Source organism: Arthrobacter sp. MDT1-49-2 (assembly GCF_059090185.1).
Genome location: NZ_JBNHFK010000003.1, coordinates 330,246 through 349,956 on the forward strand (window position 1 = coordinate 330,246; position 19,711 = coordinate 349,956).

Below are 19,711 nucleotides of genomic sequence, written 5' to 3' on the forward strand. Positions count from 1 at the left end.
ACCCGCAAGGCAACAACCAATCGAGTACCTGGAAAGGTTGCGTTCCCAGCGTGAGTTCCGAAACGCTTTTCGGCGCCGGTGCGTCCCTGCCTCCCGCCTATCCCGAACGCGCTGCGTGGGGCACTGCCCCGAAGCTGCGCCAGTGGCAGGCGGAAGCGCTGGAGAAGTACTTCGCCTCCAACGCCAGCGACTTCCTCGCCGTCGCCACCCCCGGCGCCGGCAAAACCACCTTCGCGCTGCGGGTTGCCAACGAACTCGTGGAGCGCGGAATCGTCAACCGCATCACCGTCGTCGCGCCCACCGACCACCTCAAGCGGCAGTGGGCAGACGCCGCGGCGAAGGTGGGACTGGCCATCGACCCCAACTTCAAGAACGCCGACGGCCGGCACGGCCACGGCTTCATCGGCGTGGCCGTCACCTACGCCCAGGTGGCCTCCAAGCCCATGCTGCACCGCGCCAAAACGGAGGCGGCCCGCACCCTGGTCATCCTGGACGAGATCCACCACGGCGGCGACGCGCTCTCCTGGGGCGACGGCATCCGGGAGGCCTTCGAACCGGCGGTCAAACGGCTGTCCCTGACGGGTACGCCGTTCCGCTCGGACACCGCGGCGATTCCCTTTGTCGAGTACGTCGAGGACCGGGACGGGATCCGGCGCTCGAAAGCCGACTACACCTACGGCTACGGCCAGGCCTTGAAGGACCACGTGGTCCGCCCGGTGATGTTTATGGCCTATTCCGGCCAGATGCGCTGGCGCACCAGTGCGGGCGACGAAATGGCCGCCTCCCTGGGGGAAGCAGCCGTCACCAAGGACATCACCGCGCAGGCCTGGCGCACGGCACTGAACCCCACCGGTGAGTGGATTCCGGCCGTCCTGGCGGCCGCGGACAAGCGACTCACCGAGGTCCGACGGTCCGTCCCCGACGCCGGGGGCCTGGTGATTGCCACCGACCACGACGACGCACGGGCCTATGCGGGCTGGCTGAAGAAAATCATGGGCGAATCGCCCACGGTCATCCTCTCCGACGATGCGAAGGCATCGGAGAAGATCGAGGAGTTCTCCGCCGGGACCCAGCGCTGGATGGTGGCGGTGCGAATGGTGTCCGAAGGCGTGGACGTCCCGCGCCTGGCGGTCGGGGTGTACGCCACGTCCACCGCTACGCCGCTGTTCTTCGCCCAGGCAGTGGGCCGCTTTGTCCGCGCCCGCAAGCGCGGTGAGACGGCGTCCGTGTTCCTGCCCTCGGTGCCGAACCTGATGGCGCTGGCCAACCAGATGGAACTGGAACGCGACCACGCCCTGGACCGGCCGGAGAACCATCTGGAAGAAGAGGGCTTCGGGCTGGAGGACAGCCTGATGGAGGCAGCCAACCGCGAGGACAAGGCCTCCGGCGAGCTGATGAAGCAGAAGTTCGAAGCGCTGGAATCCCAGGCCTCCTTTGACCGGGTCCTGTTCGACGGCGGCGAATTCGGTACCGGCGGAGCACTGGGCAGCGAGGAGGAGCAGGACTTCCTGGGGATTCCCGGGCTCCTGGACGCGGACCAGATGAGCGTGCTGCTGCGCCAGCGCCAGCACGAGCAGCTCTCCCGCCGCGGCAAGCGCAGCGGTGCCGAGGCCCAGGCGCCGGCCGAACCGCCCGAGGTGGTGGACCACCGCCGGCTCACCGAGCTGCGCGGAGAACTGGCGAAGAACGTGTCCGCCTGGTCCGCGCGCTCCGGGATGCCCCACGGCGTGGTGCACAGCGAGCTGCGGCGGATCTGCGGCGGCCCGCCCGTGGCCCAGGCCAACGAGGAACAGTTGAACAAGCGGCTGAAGAAGCTGCAGGACTGGTTCATCGGCCGCAAGTAGTTCCGTACTGCTAAAACGCCCGCCGCAATGCGGCGGGCGTTTTAGCGTTTTCGGGTGTTTGGCCGCACGGGGATCTTCCGGCCTAGAGGTCGATGATCTCCACGCCGGCGTCTTCCACCTCGGCCCAGGCCGCCAGGGCGCCCTGGCGGGTGATGCCGCGGCACAGCTCGGGGATCACGGCAGTGGTGTAGCCGGCGGCCACGGCATCCAGTGCGGTGGCGCGAACGCAGTAATCCGCGGCCAGGCCCACCACCACCACTTCATCCACGTCGTTTTCCCGCAGCCAGTCATCCAGGCTCAGGGTTTCTTCATCAGTCTCCGGGCTGGCTTCGGGATCCCCGGTGGGGACTTCCTCCTCCGGTGCCAGGACACCTTCGAAGCCCGAGTAGGCGGCCTCGTACTGGCCTTTGCGGAACACCGCGTCCACCAGCTCGGTGTCCAGGTCCGGGTGGAGCTGGGCTCCCTGGGTCCCTGCCACGCAGTGCCGGGGCCAGGAGTCCACGAAATCCGGCGTTTCGGAGAAGTGTGCCCCCGGATCAATGTGCCAGTCCTGGGTGGCTGCCACGAAGTCATAGCGGCCCGCGGAAGTCTCCACGTAGTCGGTGATTTCACCGGCCAGATCCGCCCCGCCGGGCACTGCCAGCGAGCCGCCTTCACAGAAATCGTTTTGTACGTCGACAATAATCAGGGCGCGGGCCATGCCTACTCCTCGTATTCGGTCGGGATTACCGGTTCTCCGCGCTGCAGGCGGTTCACCGAGGTCGGAAGTTCGGCCAGGGACAGTGCATGCCGCTCCGCTGCGCGGATTACGGCTTCCGGCCCGGTCCAGCCGGGAAGGATCTGTCCGTCAGCCACAAACTGGTGCAGCAGGGGCCTGTCGTTGCCGTCGTCGGCAGGCGCGTGGCCCACGCCGATGACTTCGGCAGTGGCCCTGCCGCGTTCGTCGAGCCGCCGCAGCGCATACTTGCGGCCGCCGCGGGAAATCTTGTTTTTGGCCGCCTTGGCCACCGAGACAAACTCGTGGTCGTCGCCTTCACGGCTGACCAGCTTGTAGACCATGCCGGCGGTGGGGGCGCCGGAGCCGGTCACCAGGGAGGTGCCGACGCCATAGGCATCCACCGGCGCCGAGGCGAGTGCGGCGATGGCGTACTCGTCCAGGTCCGAGGTCACCATGATGCGGGTGTTGGTGTTGCCCAGGTCATCGAGCAGGTCCCGGACCCAGCGGGCCTGGGCGACCAGGTCGCCGGAATCCAGCCGCACCCCGCCCAGGGCGGGCCCGGCCACTTCCACGGCGTTGCGCACGCCGCGCTCGACGTCGTACGTATCCACCAGCAGCGAGGTGTCCAGGCCCAGGGCGCCGGTCTGCGCCGTAAAGGCTTCCTTCTCGGAGTCGTGGAGGAGGGTGAAGGAATGCGCTGCCGTGCCCACGGTCTTCAGCCCGTACCGGAGCCCTGCCTCAAGGTTGGAGGTGCTGTGGAAACCGGAAATCACAGCGGCACGGGCTGCAGCCACTGCCGCCTCCTCATGCGTGCGGCGCGAACCCATCTCGATGCAGGGGCGGCCGTCCGCGGCGGAGGTCATCCGGGATGCGGCGGAGGCAATGGCGCTGTCATGGTTGAGCATGGACAGCACCATGGTCTCGAGGATGCACGCCTCGGCGAAGGTGGACTCCACGATCAGCAGCGGTGAGTTCGGGAAGTAGGCCTCGCCCTCGGCATAGCCGTAGATGTTTCCGGAGAACCGGAAATCGGCCAGCCAGTCGAGGGTCCGCTGGTCCACCACGTTGCTGCGGGCCAGGAATTCCAGCTGCGGCGCCTCGAAGCGGAAGCTCTCAAGCGCTTCCAGGATGCGGCCGGTGCCGGCCGTGATGCCGTAGCGGCGGCCGTCCGGCAGGCGCCGGGCGAAGACTTCGAACACGGAACGCCGGGAGGCGGTGCCCGAATGGAGGGCAGCCTGGAGCATCGTGAGCTCGTAGTGATCGGTATACAGGGCGGAGTTTGGGGTGTGCCACGCGGCGGGACTGTTCACACGCAAAACTCTAACCCGCGCATCCCCGTTGAGTAGAAGAGGGACCCGGGCGGGGTCCGTACGGATTCCTCACTACAATTGAACCCATGGTTACCAGCACCGCCCCCGGCACGGACACCCTGACGCTTGAGGAGACAGAGTCCCTGACGGCTGCGGATGTCCCGTGGGTCGTGATCGTCTGGAATGATCCGGTGAACCTGATGAGTTACGTCAGTTACGTCTTCCAGAGCTACTTCGGCTACTCCGAGGCAAAGGCCCACCGCCTCATGATGGAGGTCCACCAGGCCGGCAGGTCGGTGGTGGCCACCGGATCACGGGAATCGGCGGAGCGGGACACCCTCGCCATGCACTCCTACGGACTGTGGGCCACCTTCCAGAAGGCGGATGCCGCGTGAGCCGGCACCGGGCGGCAGGCTTCGAACATCGCGTCAACAGGAACGGACAGTAGTGGCAACCGGATTCAAGCTCACCCGCAAGGGCATTACCGCCACCTTCGAACCGGGGGAGCGGGACCTGCTGCGCAAGCTCTTTGCCGATGTGCAGGAGCTGCTGGAACCCGATACGGCGGCGGACAGCGACCCCCTGGCGGCGATGGTCGGGATTGACACGACCGCTGCCGTCCCGCAGGACCCTGCCCTGCTGCGCCTGCTCCCCAACGGAATTGAGGGCAATGACGAGGATGCCCTGGAATTCCGCCGGTTCACTGAACGCTCGCTGCGCGAGACCAAGCAGTCGGCCCTGCGCGCGGCAGCCCTGCAGCTCGAAACGACGCCGCTGCGGCTGGACCCGGCCCAGGCCCAGCTCTTTGCGCGGGCGCTGAACGACGTCCGGCTGGTCCTTGGCGACAGGCTGGGGCTGGCCAGTGATGAAGACGCCGAGCGTCTGCAGGACATCACCGACCCGGCGAAGGCCCGCGACGTGGACGGATACCTGGCGCTGGTTTACAACTTCGTCACATGGCTGCAGGACACCCTTATGCAGGCATTGCTGAAATCCCTGCCCTGAGACCGGTTCCGCCGCGGCAGCGCGCGGGCAGGCAGGATCACATGTGATTCGTGCGGGACTACGTGTGAGCAAGGGCACGCGGAAGTGAATGTGCGCTCGCCGCAGGGAGGACTATTGTCAGTACATTATGATTTCAAACCCGGTCCACCCGTCCGCACATTCAGGGGAGAATCCTCTGGGGCAGCCTCCGAGGGAACCCGGACCGGGCGCCCCGGGGTCGCCGCAGGGCCGGGCTCCGAGGATGTCCGCTGACTCTTCGGTCCGTGTCAGGAACCCGGATGCTCCCATCGGAATCTTTGACTCCGGCGTGGGCGGGCTGACCGTGGCCCGTGCCGTCCTGGACCAGCTGCCGAACGAAGCCGTGATGTACGTGGGGGACACCGCCAAAGGCCCGTACGGCCCCCTCCCGATTGCCGAGGTCCGCGCCAACGCGCTGGGCGTTATGGACGAACTGGTGGATTCAGGGGTCAAGCTCCTGGTCATTGCCTGCAACACCGCCTCGGCCGCGGTGCTGCGGGACGCCCGCGAACGCTACACCCACCGGTACGGGATTCCGGTCATCGAGGTCATCCAGCCGGCCGTACGGCGTGCCGTGGCGGCCACCCGTACCGGGCGGATCGGCGTCATCGGCACCGCGGCTACGGTGGGTTCGCGCGCCTACGACGATACGTTTGCCGCCGCACCGCACCTGCGGGTGTCCTCGGTCGCCTGCCCGGCCTTCGTGGAATTCGTGGAAGCCGGTGTCACATCGGGACCGGACGTCCTGGCAACGGCCGAGGAGTACCTCGCGCCGCTCCGTGCACAGGATGTCGATACGCTCGTGCTGGGCTGCACACACTATCCGCTGCTCACCGGCGTGATCTCCTATGTCATGGGTGACGGCGTGACCCTCGTATCCAGTGCCGAAGAAACCGCCAAGGACGTCTACCGCGCCCTGATCAGCCACGGAATCGAGCGGCAGGCACGGACGGCTCCGCAGCACACTTTTGTCGCCACCGGGGACGCGGCCTCCTTTGAACTGCTGGCCCGGCGTTTCCTGGGCCCCGAAGTGCTCAGCGTCCAGCAAGTGGACCACGTGGCAGCGCATTACCCCACCGGCAGCATGGCGCGGGTTACTCCGCAGATGATTGCCGCAGCCCGGGCAGACGCCCCCGAACGCACGGGGGCGCCGCAGGGCGCCCTCTGGAACGGCACAGCATGAAACTGACCATTGTGGGCTGCAGCGGCTCATTCCCCGGACCGGCGTCTCCGGCGTCGTGCTATCTCGTGACCGCCAACGACGGCGAACGCGACTGGCGGATCCTGCTGGACCTCGGCAACGGCTCCCTGGGGGCCCTGCAGCGCTACATGGACCTGCGCGATATCGATGCGGTTCTCCTGACCCATCTCCATCCGGACCACTGCATGGACCTGTGCGGGCTGCACGTTGCCGTGCACTGGGACCCCGCGGGCTGGAACCGGGACCGCATCAAGGTGTGGGGGCCTGCCGCCACGGCGGACCGGATGGCCACGGCGTACGGGCTGGAACTGGATCCGGGCATGCACGAGGACTTTGAGTTTTCCCACTGGACGCCGGGCCAGCCGCAGCAGATCGGTCCGTTCACCGTCACTCCCTACCCGGTGCGGCATCCTGCCGAAGAGGCCTACGCACTGCGCGTGGAAGCACGCAGCATTGACGTGGACGGTGTGGAAACCCTGCGGACCCTGGCCTACTCGGGGGATACCGATTCCTGCCCCGGCCTGGAGGCAGCTGCCCGGGATACCGATGTCTTCCTCTGCGAGGCCGCCTTCCACGAGGGCCGCGATGACGGGATCGAGGGCGTCCACCTCACCGGCCTGCGTGCCGGAGCGGCCGCGACGGCCGCCAATGCCCGCCGCCTGCTGCTCACGCACCTGCCGGTCTGGAACGATGCCAGCGTCAGCGTCGCCGAAGCACGCCAGTCCTACAGCGGAGACCTCGCCGTCGCCGTCGCCGGCGTCTCCTACGACGTCGGCTGCCCCTTCACCGCTCCGCTGGCGGTACAGAAGGCACGCAGCGTCTAGTCCCTGTCCGGGCGGACAGAACCCCGGCGATAGACTGAACCCATGACTACCGCACCCACCCCTGCATCAAGCCTGCGCGCCGACGGCCGCACCCCCGACCAGCTGCGCAGCATCACGATCACCCGCGGCTGGTCGAAGCAGGCAGAAGGTTCGGCCCTGATCGAGTTCGGCAATACCCGCGTGCTGTGCACCGCCTCCCTGACCCCCGGGGTTCCCCGCTGGCTCAAGGGTGAGGGCAAGGGCTGGGTCACTGCCGAATACGCCATGCTGCCGCGTGCCACCAACACCCGCAACGACCGTGAATCGGTCAAGGGCAAGCTGGGCGGGCGCACCCACGAGATTTCCCGGCTGATCGGCCGCTCCCTGCGTTCGATCATCGATACCAAGGCCCTGGGCGAGAACACCATTGTGCTGGACTGCGACGTCCTGCAGGCCGACGGCGGCACCCGCACCGCAGCCATCACCGGCGCCTACGTGGCGCTGGCGGACGCAGTGGCCTGGGCCCGGGACAACAAGCTGATTGCCCGCAACGCCAACCCGCTGACGGATTCCGTGGCCGCGATCAGCGTGGGCATCATTGACGGAGTTCCGATGCTGGACCTGCCCTACGTGGAGGACGTGCGCGCGGAAACCGACATGAACGTGGTGGTGACCGGATCCGGGAAGTTCGTGGAGGTCCAGGGCACCGCCGAAGGTGCACCCTTCGACCGGGCCGAGCTGGACGCCCTCCTGGACCTCGCCCTGCAGGGAACCGCGGAGCTTGCCGAAATCCAGCGCCGGACCCTGGGCGGAGCGTAAATGGCGCCCGCACCCCGCCTGGTCCTGGCCACCCGCAACCCGGGCAAGCTGCGTGAGCTGCGCGAACTGCTGCGCGGGCAGGTCCCGGGGCTCGACGTCGACACCCAGGTCATCGACGCCGCCGCCGCAGGGGTTCCCGATGTGCCGGAAACAGGCGTGACCTTCGAGGAAAACGCCCTGCTCAAGGCACACGCGGTCGCAGCTGCCACCGGCCTGCCGGCCGTCGCAGACGATTCCGGCCTGGCCGTGGACGTCCTCGGCGGGGCGCCGGGCATATTCTCCGCCCGCTGGTCCGGCCGGCACGGCGACGACGCCGCGAACCTGGCCCTGCTGCTGGCCCAGCTCGCCGATATTGGCGCTGAACACCGCGGTGCGGCGTTTGTCTGCGCCGCCGCCCTGGCACTGCCCGGCGGCGGTGAAACCGTCGAACGCGGGGAGCTGCGCGGCACCCTGCTGGATACCCCGCGCGGTGACGGCGGCTTCGGTTACGACCCGATCCTGCTCCCGGCCGGAGAAGAGCGCAGCTGCGCCGAACTCAGCGGAGCCGAAAAGAATGCCATCAGCCATCGCGGCAAGGCGTTCCGGGCCCTGGTTCCCGCGCTGGTCTCGGCCCTGGCCGCCGATACAGCGGGCGCCTGACCGCAGGGCGAGGGATGTGTGATGCGTCCCAAACACGCCGCGGCGGCGCGCGGGGATTCTTCCCGGGCCGGGGGCCTAGGGCAGAATTGAGCGCGAGATGACTATTACAGCAGCCGTTCCCGCAGCCACCTCTTCTACTACTGCCGAGCCCTCGGCCCTCGGAGGTGTGGCGGACTGGGCGGTCGGGGTGATGGAGGCCATCGGCGCCCCGGGGGCCGGCCTGGCCATCGCACTGGAGAATCTGTTCCCGCCGCTGCCGAGCGAAATCATCCTTCCGCTGGCCGGCTTCACCGCCAGCCAGGGCAACTTCTCCATCGCAGCGGCACTGTTCTGGACCACGCTCGGCTCGGTGGTGGGTGCGCTGGCACTGTACGGGCTCGGCGCCTGGCTGGGCCGGGACCGGATGCGCCGCCTGGTCTCCAAGGTTCCCCTGGTGGACCTTGAAGACGTTGACAAGGTGGAGGCCTGGTTTGAGCGTCACGGCTACAAAGCGGTGTTCTTCGGCCGGATGATCCCGCTGTTCCGCAGCCTGATTTCCATCCCGGCGGGCATCGAACGCATGCACCTGCTGACCTTTACCGCCCTGACCACCGCCGGCAGCCTGATCTGGAATGCCATCTTCATCGTGGCCGGCTTCTACCTGGGCGAAAGCTGGCACGTGGTTGAGGCCTACGCCGGCGTGTTCCAGAAGATTGTCATCGTGGCGGTCATCATCGCAGCCGTCTGGTTCATCACCGCCAAGATCCGCAGTGCGCGGCGGAAGCCGGTGTCCGGCACCGATGCCTGAAACCGGGCTTAGCTTCACCGCAATAGATTTTGAAACCGCCAACGGCTTCCGCGGCTCACCCTGCTCCGTGGGTCTGGTCCGGGTGCGGAACGGGCAGGTTGTCGAGGAAGCCTCCTGGCTGATGCGTCCCCCGGAGGGGCACGACTATTTCGATCCGCGCAATGTCCGCATCCACGGGATCGAACCGGAAATGGTGGCCGGAGCTCCGCGGTTCGGCGAGCTCTTCCCGGAAATCGGTGCCTTCATCGGCAGCGACCTGCTCGTGGCGCACAACGCCGCCTTTGACCTGGGCGTGATCCGCTCCGCACTGGAAGTCTCGGAGCTGGCGGGCCCGGCCTATGACTACACCTGCACCGTGGTGCATTCCCGCCGCACCTACCAGCTGCCCTCGCATTCGCTGCCGTTTGCGGCCGAGGCAGCGGGTGTTCCGCTGCTGAACCATCACGATGCCACCGAGGATGCCCGCGCCTGCGCCGGCATCATGATCGACATTGCCCGCCGCGCCGAAGCCGTGTCCATGCCGGACTTCTTCCTTCGGCAGGGTATGCAGGCATCCCACCTGCCGGCGTATGTGCCGGGCGCGCACCAGCTGTCCAAGGCAACCCGGGACGCACTGGTCCGGGGAACCGGAACCGCTGCTGCCGTGGCGGCCGCCGGAACGCCCTGGCAGGGCTGGCCGTCCGAAGGCGAGAATCCGCCGCCCAACCCGCTGGCGGATCCGCGCCATCCGCTGTTCGGCCAGACGGTGGTCTTCACGGGAAACCTGGGGATGCCCCGCCAGACCGCGAAGGACCGCGCGGCCGAGGCAGGTGCCCGCACCGCCAGCAACGTCACGCGTGCCACTACGGTGCTGGTGGTGGGGGACGGCTTCGAACCGGCGGACCTGCGCAGCGGACGCCTCACGGGCAAGGCACGGCGGGTCCTGGACCTGCACGAGCGCGGACAGCGCATCGAGGTGCTCTCCGAAGCCGAATTCCTGCAAACCCTGGGTGGTATCTGGCCCCGGGGCTCGCAGTAATCAGCCCGGGCGGGACCAGTTCAGGCCGGGTGCGGCCTAGGGCGCGAGCGTGGCAGAGATATAGCTGTCGGCCAGCCGCTCGATCGCAGGGCGTTCACGCAGCCGGGCCAGCAGAGGCTCGGGCAGCTCGCCGAACAGCGCCCCCAGGAGGCTGCCGGCGACGACGGCGGCCGGCGCTCCGCCGCGGGCGGCGGCTTCGCTAAGGGCCGCCGAGACGGTGTCTTCGGCGGCGGCAGGAGATCCGGCCTCCGCCTGCCGTGCAATGGAATTCTCCGCACTGAGTGCGGCTGACAGTCCGAAGGCCAGCGCGTCTTCCGCGGTGCTGCCGTCGGCAACCGGGCCGCCCGAGGGGATGTTGTCCGGGACCGCCCCGGAGATGACCGAGCGGAGCCGCGCAGCCAGGCCCGGCGCGCCGCCGTCGGAATCCGCCGCCTGAACGGGTTCGAGTGCCTTCTCCGCTGCCGCGGCCAGCGTTGTCCCCGGGGTCAACAGCCCATGCACGGTGGCGGCAAAAACAGCTGCCGCGGAACGTGCCGCAGGATGGCCGTGGGTCAGCGAGGCGGCGTCCAGGGCGAGCTTGCAGACGGTTTCCGCAGGCACATAGGGCAGCAGGCCGAAGGGCGCGGAGCGCACCAGCGCCGCAGGACTGGGCGATCCGGCGTTAACCGGGCGCTGGCGCGTGCCCATTTCGCCGCTGGACAGGGCGGAAACCACCTCGGGATCCAGGCCGGCGTCCGCCGTGCCTGCCGCCGCACCCTGCAGCAGTTCCTCGGCATCAATCGGACGGGGCAGGGGAACCAGTCCGGTCTCGGGGAGCGCGATGCCCCGGCCCCGGAGCCAGCGGAGGTACGCGAGCCAGATACAGGCCGTTTCATCGGCGCTGACGCCCGAATTTGCCCATTCGACGGCTTCGAGCAGTCCGTCCAATGAATACAGGGCCAGCTGGGTGTGCGCGGAAACCGACAACGCGGTCTCATCGGATCCCGGACCGGCTGTCCCCAGCGCGTCGCCCAATGCCCCGCCCAACAGCGCGGCACGGATCTTGGCGGCCAGCGCCGTGGAAGAAGAGGACAAGGGGACGGAATGCGGTTCGGTGCTCACCCTTCCAGCATAGGGGCCGGAATCCGGCCGGGGAGACGCGATTCACCTCCTGCACAGCGGGCATTCAGCGGATTAACAGACTGCACTGACACGGTGGGGTAGTTTGTTGTGAGTCCAACAAGAAGCTTATGTACCGGCGGCACGCCTGTTCAACGCCGCCCACCACACGTTAGGAATGTCTCTCCCATGTCATCTGAGCCCTTATCAACCGGCGGAGCCCGGGCCGTAACGCCCGTCCGCGACGCAGCGTCCGACACCCGCGGCCACGACTACGGGTTCGTGGGACGGACCGTGGCCGAGGGGATCGGATCATTCCTGCTCGTGTTCGCGGGCATCGGGGTGGGCATCTTCACCGCCGGCAGCGGCATCAGCCCGCAGCTGGCCTTCGGCCTGGCGCTGGCCGGTGCCATGGTCGCCTTGGGCTACATCTCGGGCGGACACTTCAACCCCGCCATCACCCTGGGCAGTGCGGTTGCCGGCCGCACCCAGTGGAAGTACGTGCTGCCCTACATCCTGGCGCAGCTGCTGGGGGCTATCCTTGCCGTCGCCATCCTCTGGGTGGCCATCACCGGCCACGAGCAGATCGGCGAGCAGACCCGCCAGTTCCTCACCGGCGTCTCCAACGGCTACGGTGACCATTCCGTGAACCTGTTCCCGCTGCCCAGTGCGCTGCTTCTTGAGGTCATTGCCGGTGCCCTGCTGACCGCCGTATTCCTGGGTGCAGTGGCCCGCCGGTCCGGCGCGGTCGCCGGTGCCTTCGCCGTCGGCGTGACCTACGCCGTGCTCCTGACCGTGCTGGCCCCCGTTACCAACGGCGGCATCAACCCGGCACGGTCCACGGCCACTGCGATCTTCGCTGAAGGATGGGCGCTGCAGCAGCTCTGGCTGTTCTGGGCCGCGCCCCTGCTGGGCGCCGTCATCGCGGGCCTGATCTTCCGCAGCGTGGACATGACGCTTGCAGCACGCCGCTCCGAGCCTGACTTCTATGCAGCAGAGCCGGCAACGGACGCAGCGGTGGACACCTCCGCAGCGGCCCCGGCCGGCACCAAGTCCGCCGCTCGAGCCCGGGACACCGAGGCTCCCGTGGTGGACGAGGAAGCCCGCGGCTTCTTCGACAAGCCGGCCGCCGGTTCGCCGGAGGACCCGCAGGACGGGACGCCGGGTACCCGCGGCTAGGACCGCAAAACCGTAGCAACCTCCGGGGGCAGTGGCGAACGCCGCTGCCCCCGATCCGTTAACTGTCGGAGGCGGCGGGTAGTTTTGAAGACATGCGGATACTGCACACTTCAGACTGGCACCTGGGCCGATCCTTCCATGGCGTAGGGATGCTCCCGGCCCAGGCCGGGTTCATCGACGCCCTCGTCGATACGGTCCGGGAACGGCAGGTGGACGCCGTATTGATTGCCGGCGACGTCTATGACCGTGCCCTCCCGGCGGTGGACACTGTCCGGCTGCTGGATTCGGCCCTCGAGCGCATCACGGCCGCCGGGGCCGTGGTGGTGCTCTCCAGCGGCAACCACGACTCCGCGGCCCGCCTAGGTTTCGGCAGCGCACTCTTTGAACGGGCAGGGGTCCATCTGCGGACCCGCTATGCGGACATTGCCCGGCCGGTGATCCTGCCTGCGGCCGGCACGCCCGTGGCGGTCTACGGCATTCCCTACCTCGAGCCCCGGCTGGCAGCCGCGGAGCTGGGGGTAGAGGAACCGAGCCACTTCACGGTCACTGCGGCAGCCGTGGCACGCATCCGTGCGGATCTCCAGGCCCGGGAACAGGCCGGCGAGCCCGTTGCGGCGGTGGTCATGGCACATACCTTCGCGAGCGGCGGCATCACCAGCGACAGTGAACGCGATCTCGCCGTCGGCGGCCTGGGCGCTGTTCCGCTGGACCTCTTCGACGGGTTCGCCTACACCGCCCTGGGGCACCTGCACGGGCGCCAGCAGCTCAGTCCGGCAGCGCGGTACAGCGGGTCCCCGCTGCCGTATTCCTTCTCCGAGGCGCGCCAGGACAAAGGCGGCTGGCTCCTGGAGTTCGACGACGGCGTGCCGGTCTCGGTGGAAGCGGTCACCTGGCCTGCGCCCCGGCGGCTGGCCGTGCTGCGCGGGCGGCTGGCCGATCTCCTTGCAGACCCCGCCCACATTGAGGCCGAAACGGCCTACTGCCAGGTCATCCTGACGGACCGGGAGCGGCCCGCGAAGGCCATGGAACAGGTGCGCACACGCTTCCCGGATACCCTCGTGCTGGCCTTTGAACCCGAAGGCGGTGCCGCCGGACCGGCCCGCACCTACAGCCAGCGTTTGGCGGGCGCAGCCGATGACCTGGACATCTGCTGCGGTTTCCTGGAACACGTTCGGTCCCGCAGTGCCGCTCAGGGAGAAAAGGACCTCTTCATTGAAGTCCTCGACAAGGTGCGGGAAGCCGAGGCAGCCAAATGAGGATCCACCGCCTGGAAATACAGGCCTTTGGCCCGTTCGCGGACCGGCAGGTCATCGACTTCGACCAGATGGGGGAGCACGGGCTGTTCCTGCTGAACGGTCCCACAGGCGCCGGGAAAACCAGCGTGCTCGACGCCATCTGTTTTGCCCTCTACGGCGCGGTGCCGGGTGCTCGGCAGCAGGCACGCAGGCTGCGCAGCGACCATGCGGACCCGCAGACGGCCCCTGAAATCGTGTGCGGGTTCAGCTCCGGGACCCGGCGGTTCGAAGTGGTCCGCAGCCCGCAGTGGGAGCGGCCGGCAAAACGCGCCGGCGGCCGAAGCACAGTGACCGAACAGGCCAAGACCCTGCTGCGCGAGTACGTCGACGGCGCCTGGGTGGAGAAGTCCTCGCGCAATGACGAAGCGTCGGCGGAAATCACGGAACTCCTGGGCATGAACCGGGAGCAGTTCACCCGGGTGGTCATGCTTCCGCAGGGCGATTTTGCCGCGTTCCTGCGCGCAGACGCCGCATCCCGCGAACAGCTGCTGCAGCAGCTCTTCGGCACCTCGCGCTTTGAAGACATTGAGCGGAGGCTTAAGGTCGAGCTCACCGAAGCCACCGAACGGTTCGAGGCAGCGCAGGCACGGTCCGAACACGTCCTGCGCCGGGCAGACGATGAAATCCGGCGCTACCGCACGGAACAGGATGCGGAGGGGCCCGGCGGGGGACTCACAGCGGGCTCCGGGGACACTCCCGCGGTGGAACGCCCCGAAGAGGAAATCGCCGTGTTCCGGGCCGAGCTGGACTCCCGCGCGGCCGCTGCCCGGAAAGAACTCGACGAACTGGGCACCGAACGTGACCGCGCTGAAAGGCACCTGCACGAGCTGGAACACCGCCGCGCCCGGGGGCTCTCCCTGCAGCAGCTGATCCGGGATGAAAGCGAGCATCGCCGGACCGAGGCGGAGATCGCACCGCTGCGGGCGGCATTGCAGGTGCATGCCGCGGCAGCTGCCGTGGAGGGCCCGGTTCGGGCCGCTGACGCAGCCGCACAGCGCACCGAGACGCGCCGAACAGCCGCTGCCGGTGCAATGGCGGAACTGGCGGAACACCCCTTGGCGGAAGAATACATTTCCGGCCCCGGACTGCCGGAAGGGCTGGAAGCACTCCTCGGCGCGGATCTCGCTGCGGCCACAGCGGCATTGGAGGATGAGCGGCGGATCGGGGAGCTTCGACTGCTCGCCCGGGATGAAGAAGCCGCGGCCGCCGGGCTGCGCGAACGGGCGGAAACCGCCGCCGCCACGCAGGAATCCCTGCGGGTCGAAGAAACCGCTCTGGCCGGCACCGCGGCCGAGCTGGAGCGGTTGGCGGCGGATCAGGACCGTGCCGGCAGCGACGTTGCACGTGCCGAGGAACTGACGGCGGCCATCGCGGCCTACGCGGCTGCCCAGGCGCGTGCCGAAACGGCGAATACCGCCGCCGCCGAGGCACGGCAGGAATACCAGGACCTCCGGGAGGCCTGGCAGGATCTGCTGCAGGCCAGGCTGGACCAGGCCGCAGCGGAGCTGGCCGCCGGGCTGGTGGACAATGCACCGTGTCCAGTGTGCGGCGGTGTCGAACATCCGCAGCCGGCCACACTCGGAGACGGCGAGGCGGCAGTTACCCGCGAAGCAGAACAGGCCGCCAAGGCGGAGGCCGCCCGGGCGGAAGAGGCGTTTGAAACCGCCCGGCGGCAAGCGGCTGCTGCCGCCGAAGAGGCGGCGGGGCTTCGTGCCCGCGGCGGCGACGGCGATGCCGGGCAGGCCGAGGAGCAGCTGACAGCGGCCCGGGAAGAACTGGAACGGGCGCGCAACGCTGCCGGGGTACTGCTGGATACCCGGAACAGGCTCGAGGCCATCGGTGGGGAACTGACCGCCACGGAAGCGGACCGTTCCCAGGCACTGATCGAGGCCGCACAGGCGGACTCCCGCGCTGAATCGGCCCGCGAACAGGCGGCGGGCCTCGAGGCGAGGGTCGGTGCGGCGCTGCATGGTTTCGCCGGAGCGGGCGAGCGCGTACAGGCGCTGACGGAGTTCCGCCGGCTGGCCGCTGCTGCCCGCGAGGCAGGCGCTGCCGCGGACGCGGCAGGGGAGGAGCTGGAACGGTTGCTTCTCGAACTGGAAACGGCACTTGCCGGCACCGGCTTTGCCTCCGCCGCCGACGTCCGCTCCGCACTGCTGGACGGTGCCACCAGGGACGTTTATGAACGCACCGTGCAGGAATGGGAGGAAACCGGCCGCCGGCTGCTGGTGCGGCGTGAAGGGCAGGAGGCAGCTGCAGAGGAGGGCCCGGACACTGAAGCGGTTCCTGATGAGGAGGACATTGCCGAGGCGGCGGAGCAGGCCACAAGCGCACGGAAGGAACAGGAAGACGCAGCCCTGCTGGTGCGCCTGCTGGAAGGCTCGGCGGTTCGGCTCTCGGAATACTCAGCGGAGCTCGCAGCCGCACTGGAGGAGACCGCACCGCTGCGTGCCCGCCGCGACCTGCTGCAGTCGGTCACGGACACAGTCCGCGGTGCGGGCGAAAACACATACAAGATGACACTGAGCACCTACGTCCTGGCTGCCCGGTTGGAACAGGTTGCCGCAGCTGCCACGGAACGGCTCGCGGCCATGACGGGCGGCCGCTACGCGCTCGTGCACAGCGACTCCAAATCCGGCAACCGCAAGGCGGGACTTGGGCTGCACGTCACTGACGAGTGGACCGGCCAGCGGCGGGACACCTCCACGCTCTCCGGTGGCGAGAGTTTTATGGCCTCCCTGGCACTGGCACTCGGACTGGCAGACGTGGTGCAGCAGGAGGCCGGTGGAGTGAACATCGAGACCCTGTTCGTGGACGAGGGCTTCGGCAGCCTGGATGATCAGTCCCTGGAACAGGTCATGGATGCGCTGGAGGGGTTGCGGGACGGCGGCCGGGTGGTTGGACTGGTCAGCCATGTGGGCGAAATGAAGCAGCGCATACCGGCCCAGCTGCAGATCCTGAAGGGACGGAACGGCTCCACCATCCGTTACAGCCTGGGTGAAGTGGTGCTGCGCTGAACCGGACCGCGCGCTGCGAGCAGGCAGAGCCCGGACCACGGCCGCTGCGCTGAGCCGGACCGCGGTGCCGCCGGCAGGCAGGGTCGGCCGGGCTGCACCGTCTCTGCCCATGCGGCAGCGGCAGTTAGGCATGGCAGCGGAGCGTGGGTAAAATTAGCGCGTAGCAAGGGTCGGGCGTACCGGGAGGGGGGACGGTGCGCGGTTCAACGTATCCGGATACCGCACCATGACTCCCAACACGCCCTCCCCAACTCCTTCCACGCCCGCCGGCGACGCCGCGGGAACACCTCCCGCCGGCCGTTACCGGGCCATTTTTGACCTGGCGGGTAGGTCCTTTTTCCCCGTTGCCTTCCTTGCACGGCTGCCGCTGGCCATGCTGACCGTCGGAGCACTCACCCTGATCACCGAAGTATCCGGGTCCTACGCCCTGGGCGGGTTCGCCGCGGGCGGGGTGGGAATCGGCTCGGCAGTGGGCGCACCGCTGCTTGGCTACCTGGCTGACAGAGTGGGTCAGCGTCCGGTCCTGCTCTCCACCGCCGTCCTGAATCCAGTGGCCATTGGACTGTTCCTGCTGACGGCGGCACTGCTGGACCCTGCAGGCTCTCCGGCCTGGATGCTTATTGCCGCCTTCGCCATGGGTGCTTCCTGCCCGCAGGTCGGGCCCATGGCCAGGGTGCGCTGGATGGCTATGACCGCCCGGCGTCCCCGGGGACGTGAAATGGACACGGCCCTGTCCTATGAAGGCACGGCGGATGAGCTCACCTTCGTGCTGGGACCGGCGCTCGTGGGCCTGCTGGCCGCCGCCGTCGCCCCGTGGCTCCCGCTGGCCCTGGCCGCAGTGCTCACCGCCACCATGGTGGCGGCCTTCGCCGTCCACCCCACGGTGGAATACGTGGTTCCGTCCTCCCGTCGCCCGGGCGCCCGGTTCCGAAAGGCGGGCCGCGGAGCGAAGCAGCAGGTCCGGACCCCGGACCGTGCCCGTCCGCAGTGGCTGCTCATCATGCTGCCCGTGCTGGGCATGGTTGCCATGGGTACGTTCTTCGGCTCCACGCAGACCAGCCTGACCGCCTTTGCCGGCAGCTTCGGCATCGCCTCCTCGGCGGGCCTGCTCTATGCAGTCATGGGCCTGAGCTCGGCCGCAGCGGCGCTCTCCGTGGCCTTCTGGCCGGAACGTTTCGGTTCGGCGTTCCGCTGGCTGCTCTGTGCCGGGGCAATGACGGGCCTTGCCCTATTGCTGTTCCTGCCCGCTGATATTGCCACCATGCTGGTGGTCCTGTTTGTGCTGGGCATTCCCGTGGGGCCGACCATGGTCAGCATCTTCGGTATCGGCGCCATTGTGGCACCGAGGGAGCTGATGGGCACCGTGATGACGCTGCTCGCCAGTGGGGTGGTGACGGGCACGGCACTGGGCTCGTCCGTCGCAGGGCGCCTGGCGGATTCCGGCGGCTACCAGCACGCGTTCATCGTTCCGGCCGCTGCCGCCGGAGCGCTGCTGCTCCTGGGCCTGGTGGCGGTGCGCGCAGCCGCCCTGCGGCGCAACGCCTGAACCCGGGCGGCAGCCCGGACAGGTGTCAGCCCCGCCACAGTTGGCCTAGTATCGAAGGATAGGTCGGGCAGTGAAGCATGAACTATCCGCCGCAGTTATCAGTACCACTAAGGAGACACCATGGGAGAGAAGGAAGCCGGCCAGGATCCGAAGGAGACCGGTTCGCAGGGCCCCGATGGAACCATCCCGCAGAGCGATGACGGTATTGCGGCTGCGAGCACCGCGGAAGCCTCGAACTTTGAACCTGAAGAGGACGAAGCGGCCGGCGACGGCAAGTAAGGCGTCCGGCACTCCGGGCGCAGCGAAGAACTGAAACGGGACCCGCGGATTACCGCGGGTCCCGTTTTTTGCTGTCCCGGGTGTTTTGCTGTCCCGGGCAGGTGGAGTGCTTCCTAGCCCAGGCTGGGGGAGTGCAGCGGTGGGGCGGGAATGTAGATATTCCCCGTGGTGATGCCGCCCGTGGAGTCACCGGTGACGGGTTCGCGGACGGCCGACGTATCAGCAGTTTCAACCCCCGACTCGGGTGCGTCCAGGACGGTGCACTCGGCAGCGAGGGTGCGCAGCGCCATGGCCACCTCGTGGGCTTCGGGGCGGGCATCCACCAGGCGGGCGGTCATGGCCCGCAGGATTTCCGTCCAGTCCGGGCCTACCCACTCCGGGATCTCAGGGTCCCGCAGCAGACGGGCAACAGCGGCTTCCACGATCGGACCGGGGAAGGCCTTTTCTCCGGTCAGGCATTCCAGCAGTACCAGGCCCAGTGAGTAAATATCGGTGCGCGGATCCACTGCGGCTCCCTGGGCCTGTTCCGGGCTCAGGTAGTTCGCCGTGCCGATGGTGGCACCGTGGGCGGTGGCAACCGTTGCCTCCACCATCCGGGCAATGCCGAAGTCGGTCAGCCGCGGGTACAGGCGGGTGTCCTGTTCTCCCTGCGGAAAAAGCAGGATGTTGGCAGGCTTCACATCGCGGTGGATGACGCCGTTGCTGTGGACGTAGTTCAGCGCATCGGCCAGGTCTGCCCCCAGCGCGGCGGTGGCGGGGGAAGAGAGCGGGCCGTCCTTGAGCTTGCCGCGCAGGTCAGGCCCGTCCACCAATTCCATCACCAGGAAACTCGAGGTTCGGCCTTCGCCGTCCACGGTTACGCCTGCATCGTGCAGCGTGACCAGGCCGGGGTGGTTCAGCGTGGCCAGCAGCTGCATTTCAGTCTGCTGGCGGCGGGCTTCGTCATCCTCGTGGATGCCGGGGCTGAAAAGCTTGACGGCCACTTCGCGGCCAAGATTCTCGTCGATGGCCCGGTACACCGAAGCTGCACCGCCGGAACCTATGAGTTCAGTGGTGCGGTATCGGTGCCCAAGGAGTACATCCACGGGTGTCCTCCCTACGGGGGTCAAAAGATGAAGGCCGGTGTGGCCGGGAA

At 68.2% G+C, this 19,711-nt stretch carries 18 protein-coding genes; 14 read left to right on the forward strand and 4 right to left on the reverse strand.

Translation table 11 applies throughout. The features are described from left to right. The first annotated feature begins 50 nt into the window (after nt 1–50). Complete coding sequence (locus AC5RTS_RS06425) at nt 51–1,844, forward strand: DEAD/DEAH box helicase (RefSeq protein ID WP_493991239.1); 1,794 nt, start codon at nt 51–53, stop codon at nt 1,842–1,844. Nucleotides 1,845–1,926: 82 nt separating this feature from the next. On the opposite strand, the gene AC5RTS_RS06430 is transcribed toward AC5RTS_RS06425, so the two are convergent. Beyond that, nucleotides 1,927–2,544: an isochorismatase family protein gene (locus AC5RTS_RS06430; protein ID WP_493991240.1), complete on the reverse strand. Its 618-nt coding sequence runs from the start codon at nt 2,542–2,544 to the stop codon at nt 1,927–1,929. Between the two features lie 2 nt (nt 2,545–2,546). Continuing rightward, the gene (locus tag AC5RTS_RS06435; protein WP_493991241.1) at nt 2,547–3,872 is read right to left on the reverse strand and encodes a nicotinate phosphoribosyltransferase; all 1,326 of its coding nucleotides are present in this window, start codon (nt 3,870–3,872) and stop codon (nt 2,547–2,549) included. A gap of 86 nt (nt 3,873–3,958) precedes the next feature. Between AC5RTS_RS06435 and clpS the strand changes: the two genes are divergently transcribed. From clpS to AC5RTS_RS06475, 8 genes are all read left to right on the forward strand, one after another. Beyond that, nucleotides 3,959–4,267 carry an ATP-dependent Clp protease adapter ClpS gene (gene clpS, locus AC5RTS_RS06440; protein ID WP_493991242.1) on the forward strand — a complete coding sequence of 103 codons (309 nt, stop codon included), beginning with the start codon at nt 3,959–3,961 and terminating at the stop codon, nt 4,265–4,267. A gap of 52 nt (nt 4,268–4,319) precedes the next feature. Next, complete coding sequence (locus AC5RTS_RS06445; protein WP_493991243.1) at nt 4,320–4,877, forward strand: DUF2017 domain-containing protein; 558 nt, start codon at nt 4,320–4,322, stop codon at nt 4,875–4,877. A 241-nt stretch (nt 4,878–5,118) separates the two neighbouring features. After that, nucleotides 5,119–6,078, forward strand: coding sequence for a glutamate racemase (gene murI, locus AC5RTS_RS06450; protein ID WP_493991244.1), 960 nt, complete (start codon nt 5,119–5,121; stop codon nt 6,076–6,078). Further along, nucleotides 6,075–6,920, forward strand: coding sequence for an MBL fold metallo-hydrolase (locus tag AC5RTS_RS06455; RefSeq protein WP_493991245.1), 846 nt, complete (start codon nt 6,075–6,077; stop codon nt 6,918–6,920). Before murI ends, AC5RTS_RS06455 begins: the two co-directional genes overlap by 4 nt. Before the next feature lie 42 nt (nt 6,921–6,962). Beyond that, on the forward strand, nt 6,963–7,718 hold the full coding sequence (rph, locus tag AC5RTS_RS06460; protein WP_493991246.1) for a ribonuclease PH: 756 nt from the start codon (nt 6,963–6,965) through the stop codon (nt 7,716–7,718). Continuing rightward, a complete protein-coding gene (gene rdgB / locus AC5RTS_RS06465) occupies nt 7,719–8,357 on the forward strand; it encodes an RdgB/HAM1 family non-canonical purine NTP pyrophosphatase (RefSeq protein ID WP_493991247.1) in 639 nt (212 codons plus the stop codon). It abuts the gene before it with no gap. Nucleotides 8,358–8,454: 97 nt separating this feature from the next. Next, nucleotides 8,455–9,144, forward strand: a complete 690-nt coding sequence (locus AC5RTS_RS06470) for a DedA family protein (protein ID WP_493991248.1) — start codon at nt 8,455–8,457, stop codon at nt 9,142–9,144. Beyond that, the gene (locus AC5RTS_RS06475; RefSeq protein WP_493991249.1) at nt 9,137–10,162 is read left to right on the forward strand and encodes a 3'-5' exonuclease; all 1,026 of its coding nucleotides are present in this window, start codon (nt 9,137–9,139) and stop codon (nt 10,160–10,162) included. The genes AC5RTS_RS06470 and AC5RTS_RS06475 overlap by 8 nt, the downstream gene beginning before the upstream one ends. 36 nt (nt 10,163–10,198) lie before the next feature. Here AC5RTS_RS06475 and AC5RTS_RS06480 read toward each other — a convergent pair whose 3' ends face one another. Continuing rightward, on the reverse strand, nt 10,199–11,263 hold the full coding sequence (locus AC5RTS_RS06480) for an ADP-ribosylglycohydrolase family protein (RefSeq protein WP_493991250.1): 1,065 nt from the start codon (nt 11,261–11,263) through the stop codon (nt 10,199–10,201). 186 nt (nt 11,264–11,449) lie between these two features. Between AC5RTS_RS06480 and AC5RTS_RS06485 the strand changes: the two genes are divergently transcribed. From AC5RTS_RS06485 to AC5RTS_RS06505, 5 genes are all read left to right on the forward strand, one after another. Continuing rightward, nucleotides 11,450–12,439, forward strand: a complete 990-nt coding sequence (locus AC5RTS_RS06485; RefSeq protein WP_493991251.1) for an aquaporin — start codon at nt 11,450–11,452, stop codon at nt 12,437–12,439. Nucleotides 12,440–12,531: 92 nt separating this feature from the next. Continuing rightward, a complete protein-coding gene (locus tag AC5RTS_RS06490; protein ID WP_493991252.1) occupies nt 12,532–13,695 on the forward strand; it encodes an exonuclease SbcCD subunit D in 1,164 nt (387 codons plus the stop codon). Further along, the gene (locus AC5RTS_RS06495; protein ID WP_493991253.1) at nt 13,692–16,751 is read left to right on the forward strand and encodes an AAA family ATPase; all 3,060 of its coding nucleotides are present in this window, start codon (nt 13,692–13,694) and stop codon (nt 16,749–16,751) included. Before AC5RTS_RS06490 ends, AC5RTS_RS06495 begins: the two co-directional genes overlap by 4 nt. Before the next feature lie 226 nt (nt 16,752–16,977). Beyond that, nucleotides 16,978–18,297: an MFS transporter gene (locus tag AC5RTS_RS06500; protein WP_493991254.1), complete on the forward strand. Its 1,320-nt coding sequence runs from the start codon at nt 16,978–16,980 to the stop codon at nt 18,295–18,297. Nucleotides 18,298–18,417: 120 nt separating this feature from the next. After that, nucleotides 18,418–18,576: a hypothetical protein gene (locus AC5RTS_RS06505; RefSeq protein ID WP_493991255.1), complete on the forward strand. Its 159-nt coding sequence runs from the start codon at nt 18,418–18,420 to the stop codon at nt 18,574–18,576. 113 nt (nt 18,577–18,689) lie between these two features. On the opposite strand, the gene AC5RTS_RS06510 is transcribed toward AC5RTS_RS06505, so the two are convergent. After that, nucleotides 18,690–19,661 carry a serine/threonine-protein kinase gene (locus AC5RTS_RS06510; RefSeq protein ID WP_493991256.1) on the reverse strand — a complete coding sequence of 324 codons (972 nt, stop codon included), beginning with the start codon at nt 19,659–19,661 and terminating at the stop codon, nt 18,690–18,692. Between the last annotated feature and the right edge of the window lie 50 nt (nt 19,662–19,711).